Here is a 3,283-nt window from a genome sequence, read left to right as displayed (position 1 = left end):
CCATCCTGTACAAACGGGCGCGGGCCGGGGCGGGATACCTTGCGGATCCCTTCGGAGGGGCACGCCTGTCGTGTCCGCGGAAAGGAAATGGACGATCCAGCGTTATTCATTGGACCTGACAAGCAGGTCCCTCCGGAAAGGCGGACGTGAAGCGCGGGTCCTCCGGAGAAGGTCGCGCCGGGCTGAATCTCACCCCTCTTGAGACCCTGCCGAGCTTCATAAGCCTTTACCGCGGCGGAGACACAGGGGGATTCTCAGAGGGTGCGGCCGAACGGCAGCCTCCCCGCGCCATTCGCTGCATAATAGGGGAAGAAGAAACCGTTAGCTCTGCGTGCGCCGTCGGTGACTGGGCGGTTGTCGCCGTTGCGGCGGCTGGTGAGGGGGAGTCGTCGCGCCACTCGATGAACTGCCGCCGCCCTCCGCCTCTTTCTGTTTTTGGGCAAGTTCGCGGAGAGCGCTTTTCCGACTGAGTTTCACCCGATCCTGATCATCGATGGCGATCACCTTGACAGGAACCGTGTCACCCACCTTGCAGATGTCCGACACGTTCGCCACATATTCGTCGGCCAGTTCGCTGATGTGGCACAGGCCGTCTTTGCCGGGCAGGATCTCCACGAACGCACCGAAGTCTTTGATGCTGGTGACCCGGCCGTCGTAGATCTTCCCCACCTCGATGGTCGCTGTGACGGCCTCCACCTGTTTGAGCGCGGCCTGGGCGTCTTCCAGACTGTACGCGGCGATCGTCACCGTCCCATCGTCTTCCACCTCGATGGTGGAATTGGTCTTTTCCTGGATGCTGCGGATTGTCTTTCCACCCGGCCCGATCAACATGCCGATCTTGTCGGGATCGATCTTCGTCCGCAGCAACCGCGGCGCGAAGACCGAGATATCATCCCGTGGCCGCGAAATCACGGACAGCATCTTGCGAAGGATCTCGATGCGTGCTTCCCGGGCCTGCTCAAGGGTGGCACGGATGATGCCCTCATGAATGGAGCGGACTTTCAGATCGAGCTGAATGCCGGTGACGCCGTTCTGCGTCCCCGCCACCTTGAAATCCATGTCACCGAAATGGTCTTCGTCCCCGATAATGTCGGTGAGAAGGAGCCAGTTGTCGTCCGACTCTTTGATCAGCCCGATCGAAATGCCTGCCACGGGATTGCGGATGGGAACCCCGGCCGCCATCAGCCCCAAAGTGGCCCCACACACGGTGGCCATGGAGCTGGATCCATTGGATTCCAGAATGTCGGAAATGATTCGGATCGTGTAGGGGAACACCTCCGGGTCGGGCAGGACCGGTTCCACGCTTCGCTCGGCGAGATTGCCGTGTCCGATCTCTCTCCGACTTGGTCCGCGAATCGGACGGCACTCACCCACCGAAAACGGCGGGAAATAGTAGTCCAGCATGAATTTTTTGCCGTATTCCTCCATAATGCCGTCCACGAGTTGCTGGTCCCGGGAGGTGCCCAGTGTCACGGTGATCATGGCCTGCGTTTCACCCCGCTGGAACAGGGCGGAACCATGCACCCGCGGCAGGACATCGACCTTACACGTGATCGGGCGGAGTTCTTTGACGCCCCGGCCATCCGGCCTCTTGCCGCTGAGAATGAGGTCGCGGACCACACGCCGTTCCAGATCGTGCCAGGCCCTTTCGAACTCGACGATGGGCGGCGCGCCCTCGGCCGTTGGATCGGGAATCGTCTCCAGAAGGGCCTTTTGTTTTAGTTGCTCGACAGCCTGGGCACGCTCCAGTTTCCCCGGCACCTGCTTGGCTTGCTTGAACTCTTCGTAATAGCGCTCTTTGATCTGGTCGTACAACGGGCTGGGCGGTAGCGGCTCAAACGGATTCTTGACGGGTTGGACTTGGGCGATCAGCTCTTTTTGCAGATCGATGACCTGCTTGACGTACTCGTAGGCCGCCATGATGGCGTCGCCCATCACGTCTTCCGGCACTTCCTTCGCAAAACCCTCAATCATGACGATGCCTTCGTCGGTGCCGGAAACGACGAGGTCCAGCTCGCTCTTGTCGAGCATCTCCTCGGTGGGGAAGGGCACAATCTGGCCCTCGATGAGCCCCACTCGCACCGAGCCGACAGGTCCCAAAAACGGAATCGGTGAAATGGCGAGGGCGGCCGCCGAACCGATCATGGCCAGGACGTCAGGGTCATTCTGGCGGTCCGCCGCCATGACCATCGCCTGGACCTGGACCTCGTCCATGAAGCCTTCCGGGAAGAGCGGGCGGATCGGCCGGTCGATCAATCGCGAGATGAGCACTTCGCGGGGCGTGGGGCGGCCCTCTCTTTTCAGAAATCCCCCAGGAAACTTGCCCGCCGCCGCATACCGTTCCCGGTAATCGCAGCTGAGCGGAAAGAAGTCGATTCCCTCTCGCGGCGGGCCGGTGGTCACCGCACAGAGAACCACCGTGTCTCCATACCCCGTCAGACAGCAGCCCGCAGCCTGTTTCCCCAGTTCCCCCGTTTCAATCCATAACGTTTGGGCCCCAATACGGCGTTCAACTCGGACTTTCAATGTTGTCACCTTTCCAACAAGGTCGCTTCTGAGAGGCCGCCACACCGCCTGCCGGAAAGCTGCATCGGCGCCCGTCACCGGAACGCCCACAAATTGTCGGCCGGGTGCTGCTTGCGGGGAAAATCACTTGCGGAGCTGGAGCCGCTGAATAATCGCGAAATAGCGTTCTGGCGCTGTCCGCTTGAGATAATCCAAAAGCTTCCGCCGCCGACTGACCATCATGAGCATGCCACGTCGGCTGGCGAAGTCTTTGCGATGGACCTTCAAATGCTCGGTGAGAGCCTTGATCCGCGTGGTCAGAATCGCGATTTGAACTTCGGGCGAACCGGTGTCTGCCTCGCTTGTCCGAAACTGCTCAATCAGCTCGCGCTTTTGTTCTTTGGTAATGGACATCTCAGCTCCGCACGTTCCACAAATTTCCCGTCAACCGAGCACCCGCCGGAAATTCCACAAAGGCGGTATTCGACCTCCACGCTGACAAAACCAAACCTTTCTTTCCCATCCACAACATCTCTCACCACTCAGTGTACCGCCCGGCCGTAACCCTGAAAAGGGAGCCACCGCCCCAGTTGGCCCAGTCTTGGAAGCCCGGCCAGCTCAACAAGCCCCCCAGCCGGGGCTACCAGAACCCTAATCAAAATTGCCTGCACGAAGTGTTGATCCATGCCCACCCTGCGACCAGCCATAGGTGTGGGCTCGTGGTTGCAATTCATGCATTGGCCCTCACCAATGTGTCCCGTGTGTCGTCTGTTTTTCC

Annotated in this window: 2 protein-coding genes; both read right to left on the bottom strand. The window is 60.1% G+C overall.

Translation table 11 applies throughout. From position 1 onward, the window contains the following. Positions 1–321 precede the first annotated feature (321 nt). A complete protein-coding gene (pnp, locus tag H5U08_RS13550; protein WP_297034069.1) occupies positions 322–2,535 on the bottom strand; it encodes a polyribonucleotide nucleotidyltransferase in 2,214 nt (737 codons plus the stop codon). A gap of 114 nt (positions 2,536–2,649) precedes the next feature. Then, positions 2,650–2,919 (bottom strand): 30S ribosomal protein S15, encoded by a 270-nt coding sequence (gene rpsO / locus H5U08_RS13545; protein WP_297034067.1) that lies wholly within the window; start codon positions 2,917–2,919, stop codon positions 2,650–2,652. Positions 2,920–3,283 lie beyond the last annotated feature (364 nt).

Source organism: Thermogutta sp. (assembly GCF_014359955.1).
Classification (GTDB): domain Bacteria; phylum Planctomycetota; class Planctomycetia; order Pirellulales; family Thermoguttaceae; genus Thermogutta.
This window is presented reverse-complemented; position numbering and strand designations above follow the sequence as displayed.

Bases quoted from the DNA above. Each gene is read 5' to 3' on its own strand.
- rpsO (WP_297034067.1), bottom strand. From the start codon at position 2,919: ATGTCCATTACCAAAGAACAAAAGCGCGAGCTGATTGAGCAGTTTCGG.